Below are 5037 nucleotides of genomic sequence, written 5' to 3'. Positions count from 1 at the left end.
GACCTGGTCGACGACCGATAATTTAAAAGCCAGTGTGTAATCACGCTGACTGCGTTTCGCACCCGTATCCATTTCACCTTCCTGAAAAGAAGTCAGAAGGTGTAAACCTTATTCAGGACGGGACAGCGCCCACAAAAAAGCCCCGGACCATTACAGTCCGGGGCTTTTTCATTTCTATTCGTGGTGCACCAGGCGGGATTCGAACCCACGACCCCTGCCTTCGGAGGGCAGTACTCTATCCAGCTGAGCTACTGGTGCAGCGGGCGACATCATACCTAGGTCGGCTCGGGGCGTCCATGCTGGGTTTTGGGGCGTATTGTCAGTGCGCGTGTCGGGATAAATCCGCTGCATTCCATAAAGCGGTAACGTCCTGCAAAACCCTCGCTTGGCGCTTTCGCGGGGCTGATCTATGGTTTTGCTGCGGCTGGAGCTTTTTGCTCGTTGATCTGAAAATTTCCACAAACACGCCGTTTTTGTTCTTTTTTTCGAACGCCCTATTGTCCTTTAACCCCTTTGCTCCTACGATCCGTTTGAGATTTCAAACGCTCTTTGATTGGGTGTTGAAGCGCAGGTGTTTCGAGTCGTGCACTATCTTATGCGCCTCACCCGGTCACTGATTTCCCTGACGGCAGCCTTGCGAGGCGCCTTTCTACAATCATAATTTGCTCCGCGCAGGCCGCGGTGCTGTTAAGGAAAGCCGACATGCAGCTTAAAGACACCCTGTTGTTCCGCCAGCAAGCCTTCATTGATGGCGCTTGGGTCGATGCGGACAACGGTCAGACGATCAAGGTCAATAACCCGGCCACTGGCGAAATCCTCGGCACCGTGCCGAAGATGGGCGCTGCCGAAACCCGTCGTGCCATCGAAGCCGCTGATAAAGCGCTGCCGGCCTGGCGTGCACTGACCGCCAAAGAGCGTGCCGGCAAGCTGCGTCGCTGGTTTGAACTGATGATCGAGAACCAGGACGACCTCGCTCGCCTGATGACGCTCGAACAGGGCAAGCCGCTGGCCGAAGCCAAGGGCGAAATCGTTTACGCCGCTTCGTTCATCGAGTGGTTCGCCGAAGAAGCCAAGCGCATCTACGGTGACGTGATTCCGGGCCACCAGCCGGACAAGCGCCTGATCGTGATCAAGCAACCGATCGGCGTGACCGCGGCGATTACCCCGTGGAACTTCCCGGCAGCGATGATCACCCGTAAGGCCGGCCCGGCGCTGGCTGCCGGTTGCACCATGGTGCTCAAGCCTGCTTCGCAAACTCCATTCTCCGCATTCGCGTTGGCTGAACTGGCCCAGCGTGCCGGCATTCCTGCGGGCGTGTTCAGCGTTGTTTCCGGCAGCGCCGGCGACATCGGCAGCGAGCTGACCAGCAACCCGATCGTGCGCAAGCTGTCCTTCACCGGTTCGACCGAAATCGGTCGTCAACTGATGTCGGAATGCGCCAAGGACATCAAGAAAGTCTCGCTGGAACTGGGCGGCAACGCGCCGTTCATCGTGTTCGACGACGCAGATCTGGATAAGGCCGTCGAAGGCGCGATCATTTCCAAGTACCGCAACAACGGCCAGACCTGTGTCTGCGCCAACCGTCTGTACATTCAGGATTCGGTCTACGATGCGTTCGCCGAGAAGCTGAAAGTGGCAGTGGCCAAACTGAAGATCGGCAACGGTCTGGAAGACGGCACCACCACTGGCCCGCTGATCGACGAAAAAGCCGTGGCCAAGGTGCAAGAACACATCGCTGACGCTGTCGCCAAAGGCGCCACCGTACTGGCCGGTGGCAAGCCGATGGAAGGCAACTTCTTCGAGCCGACCATCCTGACCAACGTGCCGAAAAACGCAGCCGTGGCCAAGGAAGAAACTTTCGGCCCGCTGGCGCCGCTGTTCCGTTTCAAAGACGAAGCCGAAGTGATCGCGATGTCCAACGACACCGAGTTCGGTCTGGCCTCGTACTTCTACGCTCGTGACCTGGGCCGTGTGTTCCGTGTGGCCGAAGCCCTGGAATACGGCATGGTCGGCGTCAACACCGGTCTGATCTCCAACGAAGTCGCGCCATTCGGCGGCATCAAGGCTTCGGGCCTGGGCCGTGAAGGCTCCAAGTACGGCATCGAAGATTACCTGGAAATCAAATACCTCTGCCTGGGCATCTAAGCCGAGAAAGGGATCGCTGCAAACGCAAAGGGCACGAGAGCGCTGTCCCTTTGCGTCGTTTCAAACCGGAATTTTCTCTGCGGCCGGGAACGCCGTGGCAGTCGATCATCGCATGCTGCCACCGTCGCTTCCTCCCGCTTAATCCTTGAACCACGCCGCCCGATGAGCGGCGAATGAGGACTGTAATGAGCAAGACTAACGCTGAACTGATGGCCCGCCGTACCGCTGCTGTACCCCGTGGTGTTGGCCAGATTCACCCGATCTTCGCCGAATCCGCGAAGAACGCGACCGTAACGGACGTTGAAGGTCGTGAATTCATCGACTTCGCCGGCGGTATCGCTGTGCTGAACACCGGCCACGTACACCCGAAAATCATCGCCGCCGTGACCGAACAGCTGAACAAGCTGACTCACACCTGCTTCCAGGTGCTGGCTTACGAGCCTTACGTTGAGCTGTGCGAAAAAATCAACGCCAAGGTGCCAGGTGATTTCGCCAAGAAAACCCTGCTGGTCACCACCGGTTCCGAAGCGGTAGAGAACGCCGTGAAAATCGCCCGTGCCGCCACTGGCCGTGCCGGCGTGATCGCGTTCACCGGTGCTTACCACGGTCGCACCATGATGACCCTGGGCCTGACCGGTAAAGTCGTGCCTTACTCGGCCGGCATGGGCCTGATGCCAGGCGGCATCTTCCGCGCGCTGTACCCGAACGAACTGCACGGCGTGAGCATCGACGATTCGATCGCTTCCATCGAACGCATCTTCAAGAACGACGCCGAGCCGAAAGACATCGCCGCGATCATCATCGAGCCTGTACAGGGTGAAGGTGGTTTCTATGTCGCGCCGAAGGAGTTCATGAAGCGTCTGCGTGCACTGTGCGACCAGCACGGCATCCTGCTGATCGCTGACGAAGTACAGACCGGCGCTGGCCGTACCGGTACGTTCTTCGCCATGGAACAGATGGGCGTTGCTGCCGACCTGACCACTTTCGCCAAATCCATCGCTGGCGGCTTCCCGCTGGCCGGTGTATGCGGCAAGGCCGAGTACATGGACGCCATCGCTCCAGGCGGCCTGGGCGGCACCTACGCCGGTAGCCCGATCGCTTGCGCCGCGGCCCTGGCCGTGATGGAAGTGTTCGAAGAAGAACAACTGCTGGACCGCTGCAAGGCTGTTGGCGAGCGTCTGGTCACTGGCCTCAAAGCCATCCAGGCCAAGTACCCGGTGATCGGCGAAGTCCGTGCCCTGGGCGCGATGATTGCCGTCGAGCTGTTCGAAAACGGCGACAGCCACAAACCGAACGCTGCCGCTGTGGCGTCCGTTGTGGCCAAGGCTCGTGACAAGGGCCTAATCCTGCTGTCCTGCGGCACCTACGGCAACGTTCTGCGCGTACTCGTACCGCTGACCTCGCCGGACGAGCAACTGGACAAAGGTCTGGCGATCATCGAAGAGTGCTTCTCGGAGCTGTAAGGCCCGGCACTGTGTGATCGGATAGACAAAAACCCGCTTCGGCGGGTTTTTTTATGCCTCTTGAAACACATCCTTGGTTTAGTGCTGTATCGAATCGCCAGCATTGGCTAAGGTTCAGGCATTGCAAGGGAGAGCGCGCATGACTGCCGTTGTTTTACCCGCCGTACCCCGAGTGCTGATTGCCGAGGCCGACCCATGGTCTCGTGACCTGCTCAAACAAGTGTTGCTGAACGTGCGTTGCGACGCTCGAGTGGATCTGTGTGCCGATGGCCAGCAGGCCTTGGACATGCTGCGTGACGTGCCCTATGACCTGGCCATTGTTGATTGGGAACTGCCCGGCACCGATGGGCTGAACGTGCTGCGTAGCGTGCGTCAGCGCAAACGCAATCCGCCGCTGCCGTTCATTCTGATGAGCAGCCGTACCGATAGCGCCAGCGTGCGCGAAGCCCTGCCGCTGGCGCCGACCGCCTACCTCGCCAAGCCGTTGAACATGGAGAGCCTGACCGAGCGTTTGCAGGGTTTGCTGCTCAATGCCGGTGAAGAGGTGTTCTGTGAAGTGCCGACATTGGCGCCAGGCATGACCTTGTCGGTGTTCCTTGAGCGACGCCGCGAGCTGGCTGACGGCGCGCCATTGATGACCGATGTGCAGGTGGCGGTCAAACGCAGCCTGAATCCCAACGGCCTTGATCTGAAGCTGCTGGAAGATGAGATAAAAACCGATCCGCAGATCACCGCCGTGTTGATCGCCGCCGCCAACAGTGCCGCGCAACACCATGGCACGGCGGTGCAGACGCTCGCGCAGGCGCTGCATCGGCTTGGCACTGGGCAGAGCATGAATCTGATTCTCGGTCTGGCGCTCAAGCGCAGCGCCAAGCTCAGTGATCCGTGTCTGGCGGATTACGCCGAGCGCTATTGGGGGTTGTCGCTGCACACCGCCGAGTACGCGCGCACCTTGGCGCGTCTGCTCGATCTGGATCAGGAGCGCTGCTATTGCGCAGGCATGCTGCATTGCTTGGGCGATCTCGCGCTGCTGCGCTGTTTGCAGGAGTGGAAGCAGGCGGGCGGTGAGTTGGATGAGTGGGAGGAAGTCGGCGACGCGTTAGCCGAATTCGGCGCGGCTTACGGTTCGGCGCTACGCACTCGCTGGCGGCTGCCGCTGGAGCTGCGCGAGTTGATTGCCTCGGTCTACCAGCTCGGTGGCGGAGTGTATTCCCGTGAGGCGCTGGTGATGAACATGGCGGCGCAAATGGCTCGTCTGACCGAGCATGAGGGCATTGAGGAGCTGGCGAAGAGTCGCACGGCACGGCTGCTGAAGATCGGGTTGCCGGAGTTGATGCGGATGCGTAAGTAACGTGCCTCGACAAACTCCAATCCTGTAGGAGCTGCGGCACGCTGCGATCTTTTGATCCTGTTTTTTAGAAGCAAGATC

At 59.6% G+C, this 5037-nt stretch carries 3 protein-coding genes and 1 tRNA gene; 3 read left to right on the top strand and 1 reads right to left on the bottom strand.

Annotated elements, in window-relative coordinates; genetic code table 11:
* Nucleotides 1-181: 181 nt before the first annotated feature.
* A tRNA-Arg gene (locus IAI51_RS27660) sits at nucleotides 182-258 on the bottom strand.
* A gap of 444 nt (nucleotides 259-702) precedes the next feature.
* On the opposite strand from IAI51_RS27660, the gene gabD reads away from it, so the two are divergent.
* The 3 genes from gabD to IAI51_RS27645 all read left to right on the top strand — a co-directional run bounded on the left by gabD (nucleotide 703) and on the right by IAI51_RS27645 (nucleotide 4959).
* Nucleotides 703-2145, top strand: coding sequence for an NADP-dependent succinate-semialdehyde dehydrogenase (gene gabD, locus IAI51_RS27655; RefSeq protein WP_093440380.1), 1443 nt, complete (start codon nucleotides 703-705; stop codon nucleotides 2143-2145).
* A 185-nt stretch (nucleotides 2146-2330) separates the two neighbouring features.
* Nucleotides 2331-3608: a 4-aminobutyrate--2-oxoglutarate transaminase gene (gene gabT, locus IAI51_RS27650; RefSeq protein WP_007917687.1), complete on the top strand. Its 1278-nt coding sequence runs from the start codon at nucleotides 2331-2333 to the stop codon at nucleotides 3606-3608.
* A 139-nt stretch (nucleotides 3609-3747) separates the two neighbouring features.
* Nucleotides 3748-4959: a response regulator gene (locus IAI51_RS27645; protein WP_187681362.1), complete on the top strand. Its 1212-nt coding sequence runs from the start codon at nucleotides 3748-3750 to the stop codon at nucleotides 4957-4959.
* Nucleotides 4960-5037: the final 78 nt, after the last annotated feature.

It is taken from the genome of Pseudomonas sp. N40(2020) (assembly GCF_014472415.1).
Classification (GTDB): Bacteria; Pseudomonadota; Gammaproteobacteria; order Pseudomonadales; family Pseudomonadaceae; genus Aquipseudomonas.
The sequence above is the reverse complement of the archived record's forward strand: the minus strand, read 5'-3'. Positions and strand labels throughout refer to the sequence as shown.